This window comes from Streptomyces sp. NPDC059957 (genome assembly GCF_042730015.1).
GTDB lineage: Bacteria > Actinomycetota > Actinomycetes > Streptomycetales > Streptomycetaceae > Streptomyces.
The window spans coordinates 275-16,948 of sequence record NZ_JBHWMB010000116.1 but is presented as its reverse complement, the minus strand read 5'-3'; the positions used below and the strand labels follow the sequence as shown (position 1 = coordinate 16,948).

The following is a 16,674-nucleotide window of genomic DNA, read 5'->3' as shown; positions in this document are numbered from 1 at the left end:
GGGCGCGGGCTTCGGCGCGGCCGGCCGCCAGGCCCGCCACCCGCCGCCCCGCCCCCGCGAGGAAACTGCACACGATCCGGCTCGGTGCCCCCAAGCCCCGCCTGCGGCTGGTCAGCGTCGGGCTGACGCTGGTGATGCTGGCGTTCGTCGTACGGCTGCTCCAGGTGCAGGCCGTCGACGCGTCCGCGTACTCCGCCAAGGCCTCCGAGAACCGCTTCGCCAGCTACACCCTGGCCGCCGAGCGCGGGGAGATCACCGACCGCAAGGGCGTGGCGCTGGCCACCAGCGTGGACGCGTACGACATCACCGCCGACCCGCACATGTTCACGGTGCAGGAGAGCAAGGCCCCCGACGCCTCCGAGCAGGCGGCAGCCCTCCTCGCGCCGATCCTCGGCAAGGACGCCAAGGAGATCGCCCAGCGGCTGAAGACGAAGAACACCCGCTACGTGATCCTCGCGCGCCGCCAGACCCCCCAGGTCTGGAACCAGATCAAGGGCCTCAAGAAGGTCTTCGCCGAGAAGGCGACCGCCGACAAGGCCAACAACGGCCCGGGCGCCAACGTCCTGGCCGGCGTGTTCAACGAGAACAGCAGCAAGCGCGTGTACCCGAACGGCGACCTCGCCGCCGGGATACTGGGTTACGTCAACGCCGAGGGCAAGGGCGGCGGCGGCCTGGAGTCCTCCCTCGACAAGAAGCTGTCCGGCAAGGACGGCGAGCTCACGTACGCCCAGTCGGGCGGCCGCCGCGTGCCGACCGCCGGGTCCAGCGAGAAGCCCGCCGTGCCCGGCGAGGACATCGAGCTGACCATCGACCGCGACATCCAGTGGGCCGCGCAGAGCGCCATCACCGAGCAGGTCGCCAAGTCGGGGGCCGACCGCGGGTACGTCATCGTCCAGGACACCCGCACCGGCGAGGTCCTGGCCATGGCCAACGCCCCCGGCTTCGACCCCAACGACCTGTCCAAGGCCAGCTCCGCCGCCATGGGCAACGCCGCGCTCCAGGACGTGTACGAGCCCGGCTCCACCGCCAAGGTGATGTCGATGGCGGCCGTCCTGGAGGAGAAGAAGGCCAGGCCCGACACCCACGTCGAGGTGCCCAACCGGCTGCACCGCGGCGACCGGCTCTTCAAGGACGACATCGACCACCCGACCTGGTACCTGACCCTCAACGGGGTCCTGGCCAAGTCCTCCAACATCGGCACCATCCTGGCCACCGGCCAGCTCGGTCCGACGCAGCCCGAGGCCAACAAGGTCCTGTTCTCGTACCTGGACAAGTTCGGCATCGGCCGGCCCACCGGCCTGAACTACCCCGGTGAGTCCCGCGGCATCCTCGCCCCGCCCGAGAAGTGGTCCACTTCCCAGCAGTACACGATCCCCTTCGGCCAGGGCCTGTCCCTCAACGCCATGCAGGCGGCCTCCGTGTACTCGACGATCGCCAACGGCGGGGTCCGCATCGAGCCGACGCTCGTCCGCGGCACCAGGGGCCCCGACGGCCGCTTCACCCCGGCCCCGGCGCCCGCGAAGAACCAGGTGGTCAGCAAGGAGACCGCCAAGACCCTCGCGGAAATGCTGGAGTCGGTGGTCGACGACCAGGAGGGCACCGGCACCAGGGCCCGGATCCCCGGCTACCGGGTCGGCGGCAAGACCGGCACCTCCAACCGGGTGGATCCGGCCACCGGCCGCTACAAGGGCTACACCGCCTCCTTCGCGGGCTTCGCACCTGCGGACAACCCCCGCGTCACCGTGTACTGCGCCATCCAGAACCCCACCAAGGGCAGTTACTTCGGTGGCCAGATCTGCGGGCCCATCTACAAGAAGGTCATGGAGTTCGCCCTCAAAACCCTCCAGGTCGCTCCCACCGGAACCGCCCCCGCCGGACTCCCGGTCACCTACGAACCCGGCGTGCAGCCCGGCCCCCGGCCGAGCCCGCAGCCCGGTCAGTGACCGCCGCCCCGGCAGGCCCGCCCCAGAAAAGCGTGAGGCACCATCAGTGACAACGATCACCCCCGAATCCGGGAACCACGCGTCCGCCGCCCCCGAGGCCGGGCCCTCGCTTCGCGAGCGGCCCGCCGGGCCCGGTACGCTCACCGCCGTGCCCCACGCTGATCAGCCCAGAACCGCCCAGAACGACGCACCGGCAGCGCCGCCGGGAGCGCCACGCCCCCTGTCCGTGCGCCCGACACCCCTCGGCGAGCTGGCGGAGCTGCTCGGAGTGGAAGTCCCCGGCGCGCAGACGCGGATCACCGGCATCACGCACGATTCCCGTGCCGTGCGCCCCGGAGACCTGTACGCGGCCCTGCCGGGAGCCAAGCTGCACGGCGCGGACTTCGCCGCGCAGGCGGCCGCCCTCGGCGCCGCCGCCGTGCTGACCGACCCGGCCGGCGCCGAGCGCGCCGCGGCCACCGGACTCCCGGTCCTCGCCGTCGCCGACCCGCGCGGCCGGATGGGAGAACTGGCCGCCGCGGTCTACGGCAGGCCGGGCGGGGCCCTGCTCCAGATCGGCATCACCGGCACCTCCGGCAAGACCACCACGGCGTACCTCGTCGAGGGCGGACTGCGCGGCGCCGGACGCAGGACGGGGCTCATCGGCACCGTCGAGATGCGCGTCGGCGACGAGCGCATCAAGTCCGAGCGCACCACCCCCGAGGCCACCGACCTGCAGGCGCTCTTCGCGGTCATGCGCGAACGCGGCGTCGAGGCGGTCGCCATGGAGGTCTCCAGCCACGCCCTGGTGCTCGGCCGGGTCGACGGGTGCGTCTTCGACGTGGCCGTCTTCAACAACCTGAGCCCGGAGCACATGGAGTTCCACTCCGACATGGAGGACTACTTCCAGGCCAAGGCGCAGCTCTTCACCGAGCGCCGCGCCCGCCTCGGCGTGGTCAACATCGACGACGAGTACGGCCGCCGCCTCGCCAAGGAGTCGCCGATCCCGGTCGTGACCTTCTCCGCCACGGGCGACCCGGCCGCCGACTGGCGGGCCGAGGACGTGGTCTCGCGCCACATGGACTCGACCCTGACCCTGGTGGGTCCGGCGGGCGAGCGGGTCCGGGCGACCGCCCCGCTGCCCGGCCCGTTCAACGTGGCCAACACCGTCGCAGCCGTCGTCACGCTCGCCGCCGCCGGCCTCGACCCGCAGACCGCCGCCGACGGCGTCGCCGCGGTCCCCGGCGTGCCCGGCAGGCTGGAGCGCGTCGACGCGGGACAGCCGTACCTGGCCGTCGTGGACTACGCGCACAAGACGGACGCCGTGGAATCGGTCCTGCGGGCCCTGCGCGAGGTCACCACCGGCAAGCTGCACGTCGTCATCGGCTGTGGCGGCGACCGCGACACCACCAAGCGGGCGCCGATGGGCGCCGCGGCCGCCCGGTTCGCCGACACCGCCGTGCTGACCTCCGACAACCCGCGCTCCGAGGACCCCCTCGCGATCCTCGCCGCGATGTTCCGCGGCGCGGTGTCCGTGCCGCCCGCCGAGCGGGGTTCCGTCCTCGTCGACGCCGACCGGGCGGCGGCCATCGCCGCCGTCGTCGCGCGGGCCGAGGCGGGAGACACCGTGCTGGTGGCCGGCAAGGGCCACGAGCAGGGCCAGGACACCGCGGGCGTCGTACGCCCCTTCGACGACCGTGCGGTCCTGCGCGCGGCCATCGAGACCCAAGCGCGCCAGCGTCCCCGACAGGCCGAGGTGAACCAGTGATCGCCCTTTCCCTCGCCGAGATCGCAGAGATCACCGGCGGGCAGCCCCACGACATACCGGATCCGTCCGTCATGGTCACCGGTCCCGTGGTCTACGACTCCCGCGAGGTCGGGGCCGGCAGCCTGTTCGCCGCCTTCGTCGGGGAGCGGGTGGACGGCCACGACTACGCCGAACGCGCCCTGGCCGCCGGAGCGGTGGCCGTCCTCGCGACCCGGCCCGTCGGCGTTCCCGCCATCGTCGTCCCCGACGTGGTGGCCGCCCTCGGCGCGCTCGCCCGATCCGTCGTCGAACGCCTCGGCACCGACGTCGTGGCCCTCACCGGCTCCGCCGGCAAGACGTCCACCAAGGACCTGATCGCCCAGGTCCTGCAGCACCACGCGCCGACCGTGTGGACCCCGGGGAACCTCAACAACGAGATCGGCCTGCCGATCACGACGCTGCGGGTCACCGAGGACACGCAGCACCTGGTCCTGGAGATGGGCGCCCGCGGCATCGGCCACATCGCCTACCTCGCCGGACTGACGCCCCCGCGCATCGGCGTGGTCCTCAACGTCGGCACCGCGCACATCGGGGAGTTCGGCGGCCGGGAGCAGATCGCGCAGGCCAAGGGCGAGCTCGTCGAGGCCCTGCCGTCCGAGGCGGAGGGCGGCATCGCCGTCCTCAACGCCGATGACCTGCTGGTACGTGCCATGGCCGGGCGCACGAAGGCCCGTACGGTGCTGTTCGGCGAGGCCGAGGACGCCGACATCAGGGCCACCGAAGTCCGGATGACGGACAGAGGACAGGCTTCCTTCACATTGCGAACACCGACCGGGTGCAGCGACGTGACCTTGCGGCTGTACGGTGAGCACCACGTGTCGAACGCGCTCGCCGCGGCCGCCGTCGCCCACGTACTGGGCATGTCCGCACAGGAGATCGCCACCGCGCTCTCCGGAGCGGGCAGCCTGTCCCGGTGGCGGATGGAGGTCACCGAGCGGGCGGACGGCGTGACGATCGTCAACGACGCCTACAACGCAAACCCCGAGTCCATGCGGGCCGCACTGCGCGCACTCGCCGCGATGGGCGGTGCCGGCAAGGCGAACGGGGGCCGCACGTGGGCGGTGCTCGGCCCGATGGCCGAGCTCGGAGACGACGCGCTCGCCGAGCACGACGCGGTCGGACGGCTTGTCGTCCGGCTCAACGTGAGCAAGCTGGTCGCGGTCGGGGGCAGGGAAGCCTCCTGGCTGCAACTGGGCGCATATAACGAGGGTTCGTGGGGTGAGGAGTCGGTGCTCGTGTCCGACGCGCAGGCGGCGGTCGACCTGTTGCGCAGTGAACTGCGTACGGGAGACGTCGTGCTGGTGAAGGCTTCCAGGTCAGCCGGTCTGGAGCGGGTGGCCGAGGCCCTGCTCGACGGCGAGGTCGCGGGTCGATGAGGCAGATCCTGTTCTCCGGAGTCATCGGACTCTTCCTCACCCTCATCGGCACCCCGTTGCTGATCAAGGGTCTGGCCCGCAAGGGATACGGCCAGTTCATCCGCGATGACGGGCCGCGCGGTCACGCAGGGAAGAAGGGCACGCCCACCATGGGCGGCATCTCCTTCATCCTGGCCACGCTGATCGCGTACGCCCTCACCAAGGTGATCACCGGAAGCCAGCCGACCTTCTCGGGCGTGCTCGTGCTCATGCTGATGGCGGGCATGGGCGTGGTCGGGTTCCTCGACGACTACATCAAGATCGTCAAGCAGCGTTCGCTCGGTCTGCGGGCCAAGGCCAAGATGGCCGGCCAGCTGATCGTCGGCATCGCCTTCGCGGTGCTCTCCCTGCAGTTCAAGGACGCTCGCGACCTCGCCCCGGCCTCCACCAAGCTGTCGTTCGTCACGGACTTCGGCTGGTCGATCGGCCCGGTGCTGTTCGTGGTCTGGGCGCTGTTCATGATCCTGGCGATGTCCAACGGCGTGAACCTGACCGACGGTCTCGACGGCCTGGCCACCGGCGCAGCCGTGATGGTCTTCGGCGCGTACACCTTCATCGGCGTCTGGCAGTACCAGGAGTCCTGCGCCAACGCGCAGACCCTGACCAACCCGGCGGCCTGTTTCGAGGTACGAGACCCACTGGACCTGGCGGTCGTCGCCGCCGCACTGATGGGCGCCTGCTTCGGCTTCCTGTGGTGGAACACCTCGCCCGCCAAGATCTTCATGGGCGACACCGGTTCGCTGGCCCTCGGCGGCGCGCTCGCCGGCCTCGCGATCTGCTCCCGCACGGAGTTCCTGATGGCGCTCCTCGGCGGCCTCTTCGTCCTGATCACCATGTCGGTCGTCATCCAGGTCGGCTCCTTCAAGCTGACCGGCAAGCGCGTCTTCCGGATGGCACCGCTGCAGCACCACTTCGAACTCAAGGGGTGGTCCGAAGTCCTGGTCGTCGTCCGGTTCTGGATCATCCAGGGCATGTGCGTGATCGTGGGCCTCGGAGTCTTCTACGCGGGATGGGCAGCCGACAAGTGACCGCCTGGCACGGCAAGAACATCACCGTCGCCGGCCTCGGCGTGAGCGGCATCAGCGCAGCCCGTGCCCTGGCCGGGCTGGGTGCGCGGGTGACCGTCGTCGACAACGGGGACGGCGAGGCGCAGCGTGCGCGGGCCGCCGAGCTCGCGGAGCTGGGCATCGAGGCCCGCCTCGGCAGCCTGGACGGCGGCGCCCCGGCGGGCGAGGTCCTGCCCCGGGGAACCGACCTCGTGGTCACCTCGCCCGGCTGGAAGCCCGACAGCCCGCTGTTCGCGGCAGCCGCCGCGGCCGGCGTGGACGTCGTGGGCGACGTCGAGATCGCCTGGTTGCTGCGCGAGGTCGCCGAGGACCAGCGCGCCGCCCGGACCGGCGAGCCCCGCAGGGAGCCGGCTCCCTGGCTCGCCATCACCGGAACCAACGGCAAGACCACCACCACCCAGATGCTCGCCTCGATCCTGAAGGCCGCCGGCCTCAGGACCGCGGCCGTCGGCAACATCGGCACCCCGATCATCGACGTGGTCCTCGGCGAGGAGCAGTACGACGTACTCGCCGTCGAACTCTCCAGCTACCAGCTGCACTGGGCGCCCTCGGTGCGCCCCCACTCCGCGGCCGTCCTGAACCTGGCCCCGGACCACCTCGACTGGCACGGCTCCATGGAGGCGTACGCCGCCGACAAGGGCCGGATCTACGAGGGCAACACGGTGGCCTGCGTCTACAACGCGGCGGACAAGGCGACCGAGGACCTGGTCGCCCTGGCCGACGTGGAAGAGGGCTGCCGGGCCATCGGCTTCACCCTCGGCGCCCCCGGCCCCTCCATGTTCGGCGTCGTCGACGGCATCCTCGTCGACCGGGCCTTCGTGGAGAACCGGCAGAAGAACGCCCAGGAACTCGCCGAGGTCGCGGACGTCAACCCGCCGGCCCCGCACAACATCGCCAACGCCCTCGCCGCGGCGGCCCTGGCCCGCGCCTTCGGCGTGGAGCCGCGCGCCGTCCGCGACGGACTGCGCGACTTCCGCCCGGACGCCCACCGGGTCAGCCACGTGGACGAGGTGGGCGGGGTCACGTACGTGGACGACTCCAAGGCCACCAACACCCACGCCGCGGAAGCCTCCCTGGCGGCCTTCGAGCCGGTCGTCTGGATCGCCGGCGGCCTCGCCAAGGGCGCGACCTTCGACGAGCTCGTACAGAAGGCCGCGAAGCGCCTGCGGGGCGTCGTCCTGATGGGCGCCGACCGGGCCCTGATCGCCGAGGCACTGGCGCGACACGCCCCGGAGGTCCCGGTCGTGGACCTCGCACGGACCGACACTGGGGCGATGCTCGCGGCGGTCCGGGAAGCGGCCCGGCTCGCGGAGCCCGGCGACACGGTTCTGCTGGCACCTGCCTGTGCCTCCATGGACATGTTCGCGAACTACAGCAAGCGTGGGGACGCGTTCGCCGACGCGGTGCGTGAACTGGCCGCCGAGCGGGCCTAGGAACGACCCCCGGGGTCCGGCTCGATCCAGGGCAGGTTCCCTCCGGCCGACCCGCTGCTCGCCTCGTACGAGTTGGAGGGGAAGATCACAGATGCCGGCCAAGCAAGTACTGCCGGGGCGGCGGCCGTCCGCCGACAGCACCGCCAAGGAAGCCAGGGGCGCCAAGGGAGCCAGACCCGGCGCCCCCAGAGCCCCCAGGGCCGGCCGGATGCCGGGCCGGGGGAGCCCCGGGCGGCGTCCCCGGCGGCCCGCAGGGGGCGGACCGCTGACCCGGTTGCGGCGCACGCAGCGGCAGTTGCGCCAGGCCTGGGACCGGCCCCTTACGGCGTATTACCTGATCTTCGGCAGCTCGCTGCTCATCACCGTGCTCGGCCTGGTGATGGTCTACTCGGCCTCCATGATCAAGGCGCTCCAGCTCGGCCTGGGTGACGCGTACTTCTTCAAGAAGCAGTTCCTGGCGGCCGCGATCGGCACCGGACTGCTGCTGCTCGCCTCCCGGATGCCCGTCAAACTCCACCGGGCACTGTCCTATCCGGTGCTCACCGGCACGCTCTTCCTGATGGTCCTGGTCCAGGTGCCCGGGATAGGAGTGTCGATCAACGGCAACCAGAATTGGATCTCCCTTGGCGGTCCGTTCATGCTCCAGCCCAGCGAGTTCGGCAAGCTGGCCCTCATCCTCTGGGGCGCCGACCTGCTGGCGCGCAAGGGCGAAAGGGACCTGCTGAGCCAGTGGAAGCACCTCCTGGTGCCGCTGGTCCCGGTCACCTTCCTGCTGCTCGGGCTCATCATGCTGGGCGGGGACATGGGCACCGCGATGATCCTCGGAGCCATCCTGTTCGGCCTGCTGTGGCTGGCCGGGGCGCCGACGCGGATGTTCGCCGGGGTCCTGGCCTTCGTGGGCGTGCTCGTCGCCCTGCTCATCAAGACGAGCCCGCACCGCATGGACCGGCTCCAGTGCATCGGAGTGACCGAACTGCCCGAAAACGGCCTGTGCTGGCAGGCGGTCCACGGAATCTACGCCCTCGCATCGGGCGGATGGTTCGGTTCCGGGCTCGGTGCCAGTGTGGAAAAATGGGGGCAACTGCCAGAGGCCCACACCGACTTCATCTTCGCCATCACCGGTGAGGAACTGGGGCTGGCGGGGACGCTGTCGGTGCTCGCCCTGTTCGCGGCCCTAGGCTATGCGGGTATCCGCGTGGCCGGACGCACGGAGGACCCCTTCGTACGGTTTGCCGCGGGAGGCGTGACCACCTGGATCACGGCGCAAGCCGTGATCAACATCGGTGCGGTGCTCGGTCTGCTGCCGATCGCCGGGGTCCCGCTCCCGCTGTTCTCCTACGGTGGGTCAGCCTTGCTGCCGACCATGTTCGCGGTCGGACTGCTCATCGCCTTCGCGCGTGAGGAGCCGGCGGCACGGGCGGCGCTCGCGATGCGGAGGCCCAAGAACGGCCGGCCGCGGACCGGGCAGAGATGGAAGTCGATGAGACGGCGCGTCAAGAAGCGTCCGTCCGGAGAGCGGTGAATTTCGGTGCATGTCGTACTCGCCGGTGGGGGGACCGCCGGCCACATCGAGCCGGCGCTGGCCCTCGCGGACGCCCTGCGCAGGCAGGACCCTTCCGTGGGCATCACCGCCCTCGGCACCGAACGCGGACTCGAAACCCGCCTGGTGCCCGAGCGCGGCTACGAGCTGGGACTGATCCCGGCCGTTCCGTTGCCCCGTAGGCCCACACCCGAGCTGATCACCGTCCCAGGACGGCTGCGCGGCACCATCAAGGCCGCGGAGGAGATCCTCATCCGCACCAAGGCCGACTGCGTCGTCGGCTTCGGCGGCTACGTGGCCCTGCCCGGCTATCTCGCGGCCAAGCGCCTCGGAGTGCCGATCATCGTCCACGAGGCCAACGCCCGGCCCGGACTGGCCAACAAGATCGGCTCCCGGTACGCGTTCGCCGTCGCGGTCTCCACCCCCGACAGCAAGCTGCGCGGTGCCCGCTACGTGGGCATCCCGCTGCGCCGCTCCATCTCCACCCTCGACCGGGCGCTGGTCCGCCCGGAGGCGCGCGCCGCCTTCGGCCTGGACCCCAACCTGCCGACGCTGCTGGTCTCCGGCGGCTCGCAGGGTGCCCGCCGCCTCAACGAGGTGATCGAGCAGGTCGCGCCGACCCTCCAGCGCTCCGGGGTCCAGATCCTGCACGCGGTCGGCCCGAAGAACGAACTGCCGCGTGTCGACAACATGCCCGGGATGCCGCCGTATGTGCCGGTACCGTACGTGGACCGGATGGATCTCGCGTACGCCGCCGCCGACATGATGCTCTGCCGCGCGGGCGCGATGACCGTCGCCGAACTGTCCGCCGTCGGGCTGCCCGCCGCCTACGTCCCGCTGCCGATCGGCAACGGCGAACAGCGGCTCAACGCCCAGCCGGTGGTCAAGGCCGGTGGCGGCCTGCTCGTGGACGACGCGGAACTGACGCCCCAGTGGGTGCTCAGCCAGGTCCTCCCGGTCCTCGCCGACCCGCACCGCCTGTACGAGATGTCCCGCGCCGCCGCCGAGTTCGGCCGGCGGGACGCCGACGAGCTGCTCGTCGGCATGGTGTACGAGGCGATCGCAGCCAACAGAGCCCGCTGACGCGGGAAGCACCGACGCAGGAGGCACAGGAGTGGCCGGAGCGAGCACGGCGCAGCGTGGCGGTCCGGGAGCCGCCGGGAAGGGCTCCGGCCCGCACGGGCGGCCGGGGGCCCCGAAGCCTCCCAAGTCGCCGAAGCCGCCCAAGGGATCCGGCCCCGGGGGACCCCGCGGGCCGCGTCCCGGCGGGCGGCTCCCGGGAGGGCTGCGCCGGGGACCCCTCGTGGTCGCCGGCCTGGCCCTCGCGCTGCTTCTGGCCGCCGGCTGCACCTGGGTCCTCTACGGGTCCTCCTGGCTCCGGGTCGAGAAGGTCACCGCCGCCGGAACCGAGGTCCTGACCCGGGAGCAGGTGCTGGCGGCGGCGGCCGTTCCCGTCGGCGCGCCCCTGGTGTCCGTGGACACCGACGAGATCGAAGCCCGGATCCGCGGCCGCCTGTCCCGCATCGATTCGGTCGATGTGGTGCGGGCCTGGCCGCACGGAATCGGGTTGAAGGTGACGGAACGCAAGCCCGTTCTGCTCATCAAGAAGGACGCGCAGTTCGTGGAAGTGGACTCTTCCGGTGTGCGATTCGACACGGTCGGACAAGCGCCGAAGGGCGTTCCGCTCCTGGAACTGAGCGCGCGGCAGTCTCCGAGCGGCCGCCGCTTCGACGAGGAACGGCTGCTGAACGAGGCCGTCGCCATCGCCGGCGTCCTCCCGGAAGCGATCCGCAAGGAGACCGTGCAGGTCAAGGTCCGGTCCTACGACTCGGTGGTACTTGAGTTGACCGGCGGCCGGACGGTGGTCTGGGGGAGCGGCGAACAGGGCGCGGCGAAGGGCCGCGCGCTGACAGCGCTCCTGAAGGCCTCGCCCAAGGCTGACCGATTCGACGTGAGCGTCCCCACCGCCCCGGCGGTGTCCGGTAGTTGACGTCCGGTCGAACAGCGTCGCACCCTGGTTGGCCACCGATACGGGTGATCACATAGGGTGAAAAGAAAAACGGGAGGTTCGGCGTGTTCGTTGAACACGCGCTACTTGTCGACTTAGTGTCCTGTTCGGAAGAGTCCAAGGAACAGACACACTCATAACCCTAAACTTCAGGGTTAGGGTTCGGGTCGGCGTGTACGAACCGTCCCAATTTCGGCATCAGTCGTCGCACCGCAGGCCCGCGAGGCGAACGACACGTAACTCGAGGCGAGAGGCCTTCGACGTGGCAGCACCGCAGAACTACCTCGCAGTCATCAAGGTCATCGGTGTCGGCGGCGGTGGTGTCAATGCCATCAACCGAATGATCGAGGTCGGTCTCAAGGGCGTCGAGTTCATCGCCATCAACACAGACGCCCAGGCGCTGTTGATGAGCGACGCCGACGTCAAGCTCGACGTCGGCCGCGAACTCACCCGGGGCCTTGGCGCAGGCGCCAACCCCGACGTCGGCCGCAAGGCCGCGGAGGACCACCGCGAGGAGATCGAGGAGGTCCTCAAGGGGGCCGACATGGTCTTCGTCACCGCCGGTGAAGGCGGCGGCACCGGAACGGGCGGCGCACCCGTCGTCGCCAACATCGCGCGCTCGCTGGGCGCCCTGACGATCGGTGTGGTCACCCGGCCGTTCACCTTCGAGGGCCGGCGCCGCGCGAACCAGGCCGAGGACGGCATCGCCCAGCTCCGCGAGCAGGTCGACACCCTCATCGTCATCCCCAACGACCGCCTGCTGTCCATCTCGGACCGCCAGGTCAGCGTGCTGGACGCCTTCAAGTCGGCGGACCAGGTCCTGCTGTCCGGCGTCCAGGGCATCACCGACCTCATCACCACCCCGGGTCTGATCAACCTCGACTTCGCGGACGTCAAGTCCGTGATGTCCGAGGCGGGCTCGGCCCTGATGGGCATCGGCTCGGCCCGCGGCGACGACCGCGCGGTGGCCGCCGCCGAGATGGCGATCTCCTCGCCGCTGCTGGAGGCGTCCATCGACGGCGCCCGAGGCGTGCTGCTCTCCATCTCCGGTGGCTCGGACCTCGGTCTCTTCGAGATCAACGAGGCCGCGCAGCTGGTGAGCGAGGCCGCACACCCCGAGGCGAACATCATCTTCGGAGCCGTCATCGACGACGCGCTCGGCGACGAGGTACGGGTCACCGTCATCGCGGCCGGGTTCGACGGCGGACAGCCCCCGGCCCGCCGCGACAACGTCATCGGCGCGGCCTCCACCAAGCGCGAGGAGCCGGCCCCGGCTCCGGTCCGTGCCGCCGAGCCGGTCCGCCCGGCCTTCGGCGGACTGGGCTCGGTCACCCCGCGCGAGGAGCCGGTCCGCAGCGAGCCGGTCCCGGTCGCCGAGGCTCCGGCCCCGCAGGTCCCCACGGCCCGGCCGTACCAGGACAGCCCGGCCGAGGAACTGGACGTCCCGGACTTCTTGAAGTGACCTTGGAGCAGTACAGCGAGAGCGGCGCCCACTTCGCCTTCACCGACCGGTGGGGCGGGGTGAGCGCCGTTCCGTACGAGGAGCTCAATCTCGGCGGCGCGGTCGGAGACGACCCGGCCGCCGTTCGCGCGAACCGGGCCGCCGCGGCGAAGGCGCTGGGCATCGCGCCGGACCTCGTGGTCTGGATGAACCAGGTGCACGGCCGTGACGTGATGGTGGTCGACGGCCCGTGGGGTCCGGAGCGAGCCGATGGGATCGGGCGCAGTCCGGCGGTGGACGCGGTGGTGACCGCCCGTCGGGGGCTCCCCCTCGCGGTCCTCACCGCCGACTGCACGCCCGTCCTGCTCGCCGACCCCGTCGCGGGCATCGCGGGGGCCGCCCACGCCGGGCGGCCCGGACTGGTCGCCGGAGTCGTGGGCGCCGCCGTCGAGGCGATGGTCTCGCTCGGGGCCGACCCCGCGCGCATGGTGGCCCGTACCGGACCGGCGGTGTGCGGGCGCTGCTACGAGGTTCCCGCCGAGATGCGGGCGGCGGTCGCCGAGGTGGTGCCGGCCGCGTACGCCGAGACGAGCTGGGGGACCCCGTCCGTCGACGTGGTCGCCGGGGTGCACGCGCAGCTCGCGGAGGCGGGGGTGGCCGACCTCGGCCGATCCCCGGTCTGCACACTGGAGTCGCGGGACCACTTCTCGTACCGCCGCGACCGGATGACCGGGCGGCTTGCCGGATATGTCTGGTTGGACTGAAGAATGACGGATCGTAAGTCCGAGCTCGCCGAGAACCTCGCGCGGGTGGAGGAGCGGATCGGCGCCGCCTGCGCGGCCGCCGGGCGCAAGAGGGAAGAGGTGACCCTCATCGTGGTCACCAAGACCTACCCGGCGAGCGACGTACGACTGCTGGCGGACCTGGGTATCCGTCACGTGGCGGAAAACCGGGACCAGGATGCGGCCCCCAAGGCCGAGGCCTGCTCGGATCTGCCGCTCACCTGGCACTTCGTCGGCCAGTTGCAGACGAACAAAGTCCGTTCCGTGGCGGGATACGCGCACCTCGTGCAGTCCGTCGACCGCCCCAGGCTCGTGGCGGCCCTCTCGGCGGCCGCGGAGGGCGCCGGACGGGAACTGGGCTGCCTGGTGCAGATCGCCCTCGACGCCGAGTCGGGCGAACGGGGGGCCCGCGGCGGCGCGGCGCCCGAGCAGCTGGCCGAGTTGGCGGACCTCGTGGCGGCGGCCCCGGGACTGCGCATCGACGGTCTCATGACGGTCGCTCCGCTGGCCGGGCACTACGCGGGACGCGAACAAGCGGCCTTCGAGCGGCTGGTGGAATTGTCATCCCGCCTGCGCGCGGACCATCCGGCTGCCACGATGGTGTCGGCCGGGATGAGCGCAGACCTGGAACAGGCCGTTTCGGCCGGTGCGACACATGTACGCGTCGGCACTGCGGTACTCGGCGCGAGACCCCGGCTCGGGTAACGTCGCGAAGAAAGTCGGACCACAGCAGAAAATATGGTCATTTCCGCTGATGAGCGGACAGGCCACGTGGATCGCGGGCAGTTGGTGACATTCGTGACACGGCGAGACACCTGCGACAGGGCGATCCACCACAGAGCGGAGGACTCAGAGAATGGCCGGCGCGATGCGCAAGATGGCGGTCTACCTCGGCCTCGTGGAGGACGACCGGTACGACAACCCGGGGTACGACCCCGACGACGAGTTCGAGCCCGAGCCGGAGCCGGAGCGGTCGCGCGACCGGGACCGCCGACAGCAACCCGTTTCACACCAAACGCCCGTATCGGACGAACCGGTACGAGTTGCTCAGCCCCCGGCGCCAAGAGAACCCCTCCCAATGCCGGTTGAAAACGGACGTCCTGCGCGAATCGCCCCCGTGGCGTCCATCACACCCGACCGCTCGAATCTGGAGAAGAACGCCCCCGTGATCATGCCCAAGGTCGTCTCCGAGCGGGAGCCGTACCGCATCACGACGCTGCACCCCCGGACCTACAACGAGGCCCGTACCATCGGGGAACACTTCCGTGAGGGCACTCCGGTGATCATGAATCTCACGGAGATGGACGACACGGACGCGAAGCGTCTGGTCGACTTCGCCGCAGGCCTCGTCTTCGGTTTGCACGGCAGCATTGAACGCGTGACACAGAAGGTGTTCCTGCTGTCTCCTGCTAACGTCGATGTCACGGCGGAGGACAAGGCCCGCATCGCGGAGGGCGGGTTCTTCAACCAAAGCTAGACCGATCCGTCAGATACGGGACCGGGTACAGGGCGGAAGCAGGGGAGAGGGAAGCGCGGGATGGGCGTAGCACTGCAAGTGGTTTACATCGCGCTGATGTGCTTCCTCATCGTGCTGATCTTCCGACTGGTCATGGACTACGTGTTCCAGTTCGCACGTTCATGGACACCCGGCAAGGCGATGGTGGTCGTTCTGGAGGCCACCTACACTGTCACCGATCCACCGCTCAAGCTCCTTCGGCGGCTCATCCCGCCGTTGCGTCTCGGGGGCGTGGCACTCGACCTGTCCTTCTTCGTTCTGATGATCATCGTTTACATCCTCATCAGTTTCGTGAGCACCGCTGCGAGAAGCGTGTGAACGATGAGCTTCCCCGCAGGCGCGGGGACAGTCCCGATACGGTCCTGCCGACTGCCGACGACTACGTAGAGGTGAAGAAGACATGCCGCTGACTCCCGAGGACGTGCGGAACAAGCAGTTCACGACCGTCCGCCTGCGAGAGGGCTATGACGAGGACGAGGTCGACGCCTTCCTCGACGAGGTCGAGTCCGAGCTGACGCGCCTGCTGCGCGAGAACGAGGACCTGCGCGCCAAGCTGGCGGCCGCCACGCGTGCCGCCGCGCAGAACCAGCAGCAGGGCATGCGCAAGCCCGAGCCCCAGGACCAGCGTGGCCCCGGCGCCCCCGTGCCCGCGGCCATATCCGGCCCCCCGCAGCAGCAGCCCCAGATGGGTCAGCCGCAGCTTCCGGGCGGCCCGCCCCAGCTTCCGGCCGGCCCCGGTGGGCACGGCCAGCAGGGTCCCGGCCCGATGGGCAACCCCATGCAGCAGCACACCATGGGTGGGCAGCAGCAGATGGGTCAGCAGGGCATGGGTCAGCAGGGCATGGGCCAGCAGGGCATGGGCCAGCAGGGTCCCGGCCCGATGGGCAACCCCATGCAGCAGCAGTCCATGGGTGGCCAGAACCCGCTCGGCCAGCAGATGGGCCAGCAGATGGGCCAGCAGATGCAGCCCATGGGGCAGCAGATGCAGCCGATGGGCCAGCAGATGCAGCCGATGGGCCAGCAGATGCACCAGCAGCCGCAGCAGCTTCCGCAGCAGGGTCCCGGTGGCGACAGCGCCGCCCGCGTCCTGTCGCTCGCGCAGCAGACCGCCGACCAGGCGATCGCGGAGGCCCGCTCCGAGGCCAACAAGATCGTCGGCGAAGCCCGGTCGCGCGCCGAGGGTCTGGAGCGGGACGCCCGCGCCAAGGCCGACGCGCTGGAGCGGGACGCGCAGGAGAAGCACCGCGTCGCGATGGGCTCCCTGGAGTCCGCCCGCGCCACGCTGGAGCGCAAGGTCGAGGACCTGCGGGGCTTCGAGCGTGAGTACCGCACCCGTCTGAAGTCCTACCTGGAGTCGCAGCTGCGCCAGCTGGAGACGCAGGCCGACGACTCGCTGGCTCCGCCGCGGAACCCCGCCGGTCCCGCGCTGCCGCCGTCGCCGACCCCGTCGATGGCTCCGGCCGGTGCGATGCACTCCATGGGCGGTCCGTCCATGGGTGGCCCGTCGCCGATGGGCGGTCCGTCCCCGATGGCCCCCTCCTACGGTGGCGGCCAGCAGCAGATGTCCCCGGCGATGACGCAGCCGATGGCTCCGGTGCGGCCGGCTGGTCCGCAGCCGATGCAGCAGGCGCCGTCTCCCATGCGGGGCTTCCTGATCGACGAGGACGACAACTAAGCGGTAGCCGTCGGCAGACGGTTCGGGCCGGGGGCGGTTTCCCCTCTTGGGTGACTAGGGCTGGCCCT

At 70.8% G+C, this 16,674-nt stretch carries 14 protein-coding genes; all 14 read left to right on the top strand.

The window, feature by feature from the left end:
• Positions 1 to 1,943: peptidoglycan D,D-transpeptidase FtsI family protein (locus ACFWBW_RS39385; protein ID WP_385383909.1), on the top strand; the 1,943-nt coding region annotated here is incomplete at its 5' end.
• A 46-nt stretch (positions 1,944 to 1,989) separates the two neighbouring features.
• On the top strand, positions 1,990 to 3,690 hold the full coding sequence (locus ACFWBW_RS39380) for a UDP-N-acetylmuramoyl-L-alanyl-D-glutamate--2,6-diaminopimelate ligase (protein WP_385383906.1): 1,701 nt from the start codon (positions 1,990 to 1,992) through the stop codon (positions 3,688 to 3,690).
• Entirely contained in the window at positions 3,687 to 5,105 is a 1,419-nt protein-coding gene (gene murF, locus ACFWBW_RS39375) for a UDP-N-acetylmuramoyl-tripeptide--D-alanyl-D-alanine ligase (protein ID WP_385383903.1), read from the top strand. Before ACFWBW_RS39380 ends, murF begins: the two co-directional genes overlap by 4 nt.
• Positions 5,102 to 6,172 (top strand): phospho-N-acetylmuramoyl-pentapeptide-transferase, encoded by a 1,071-nt coding sequence (gene mraY / locus ACFWBW_RS39370; RefSeq protein WP_385383900.1) that lies wholly within the window; start codon positions 5,102 to 5,104, stop codon positions 6,170 to 6,172. Before murF ends, mraY begins: the two co-directional genes overlap by 4 nt.
• Positions 6,154 to 7,644: a UDP-N-acetylmuramoyl-L-alanine--D-glutamate ligase gene (murD, locus tag ACFWBW_RS39365; protein WP_385383897.1), complete on the top strand. Its 1,491-nt coding sequence runs from the start codon at positions 6,154 to 6,156 to the stop codon at positions 7,642 to 7,644. The genes mraY and murD overlap by 19 nt, the downstream gene beginning before the upstream one ends.
• Positions 7,645 to 7,735: 91 nt before the next feature.
• A complete protein-coding gene (gene ftsW, locus ACFWBW_RS39360; protein WP_385383894.1) occupies positions 7,736 to 9,166 on the top strand; it encodes a putative lipid II flippase FtsW in 1,431 nt (476 codons plus the stop codon).
• 6 nt (positions 9,167 to 9,172) lie between these two features.
• Positions 9,173 to 10,267 (top strand): undecaprenyldiphospho-muramoylpentapeptide beta-N-acetylglucosaminyltransferase, encoded by a 1,095-nt coding sequence (gene murG, locus ACFWBW_RS39355; RefSeq protein WP_250743753.1) that lies wholly within the window; start codon positions 9,173 to 9,175, stop codon positions 10,265 to 10,267.
• Positions 10,268 to 10,298: 31 nt separating this feature from the next.
• Positions 10,299 to 11,174 carry a cell division protein FtsQ/DivIB gene (locus ACFWBW_RS39350; RefSeq protein ID WP_385383892.1) on the top strand — a complete coding sequence of 292 codons (876 nt, stop codon included), beginning with the start codon at positions 10,299 to 10,301 and terminating at the stop codon, positions 11,172 to 11,174.
• 280 nt (positions 11,175 to 11,454) lie between these two features.
• Positions 11,455 to 12,654, top strand: coding sequence for a cell division protein FtsZ (gene ftsZ, locus ACFWBW_RS39345; RefSeq protein ID WP_385383890.1), 1,200 nt, complete (start codon positions 11,455 to 11,457; stop codon positions 12,652 to 12,654).
• A complete protein-coding gene (pgeF, locus tag ACFWBW_RS39340) occupies positions 12,651 to 13,397 on the top strand; it encodes a peptidoglycan editing factor PgeF (RefSeq protein WP_385383887.1) in 747 nt (248 codons plus the stop codon). Before ftsZ ends, pgeF begins: the two co-directional genes overlap by 4 nt.
• Positions 13,398 to 13,400: 3 nt before the next feature.
• The gene (locus ACFWBW_RS39335; protein WP_385383884.1) at positions 13,401 to 14,120 is read left to right on the top strand and encodes a YggS family pyridoxal phosphate-dependent enzyme; all 720 of its coding nucleotides are present in this window, start codon (positions 13,401 to 13,403) and stop codon (positions 14,118 to 14,120) included.
• Positions 14,121 to 14,271: 151 nt separating this feature from the next.
• Positions 14,272 to 14,892: a cell division protein SepF gene (locus tag ACFWBW_RS39330; RefSeq protein ID WP_385383881.1), complete on the top strand. Its 621-nt coding sequence runs from the start codon at positions 14,272 to 14,274 to the stop codon at positions 14,890 to 14,892.
• 60 nt (positions 14,893 to 14,952) lie between these two features.
• Positions 14,953 to 15,249 carry a YggT family protein gene (locus ACFWBW_RS39325; RefSeq protein WP_112450285.1) on the top strand — a complete coding sequence of 99 codons (297 nt, stop codon included), beginning with the start codon at positions 14,953 to 14,955 and terminating at the stop codon, positions 15,247 to 15,249.
• Between the two features lie 82 nt (positions 15,250 to 15,331).
• On the top strand, positions 15,332 to 16,606 hold the full coding sequence (locus tag ACFWBW_RS39320; protein ID WP_385383878.1) for a DivIVA domain-containing protein: 1,275 nt from the start codon (positions 15,332 to 15,334) through the stop codon (positions 16,604 to 16,606).
• The last annotated feature ends 68 nt before the right edge of the window (positions 16,607 to 16,674 follow it).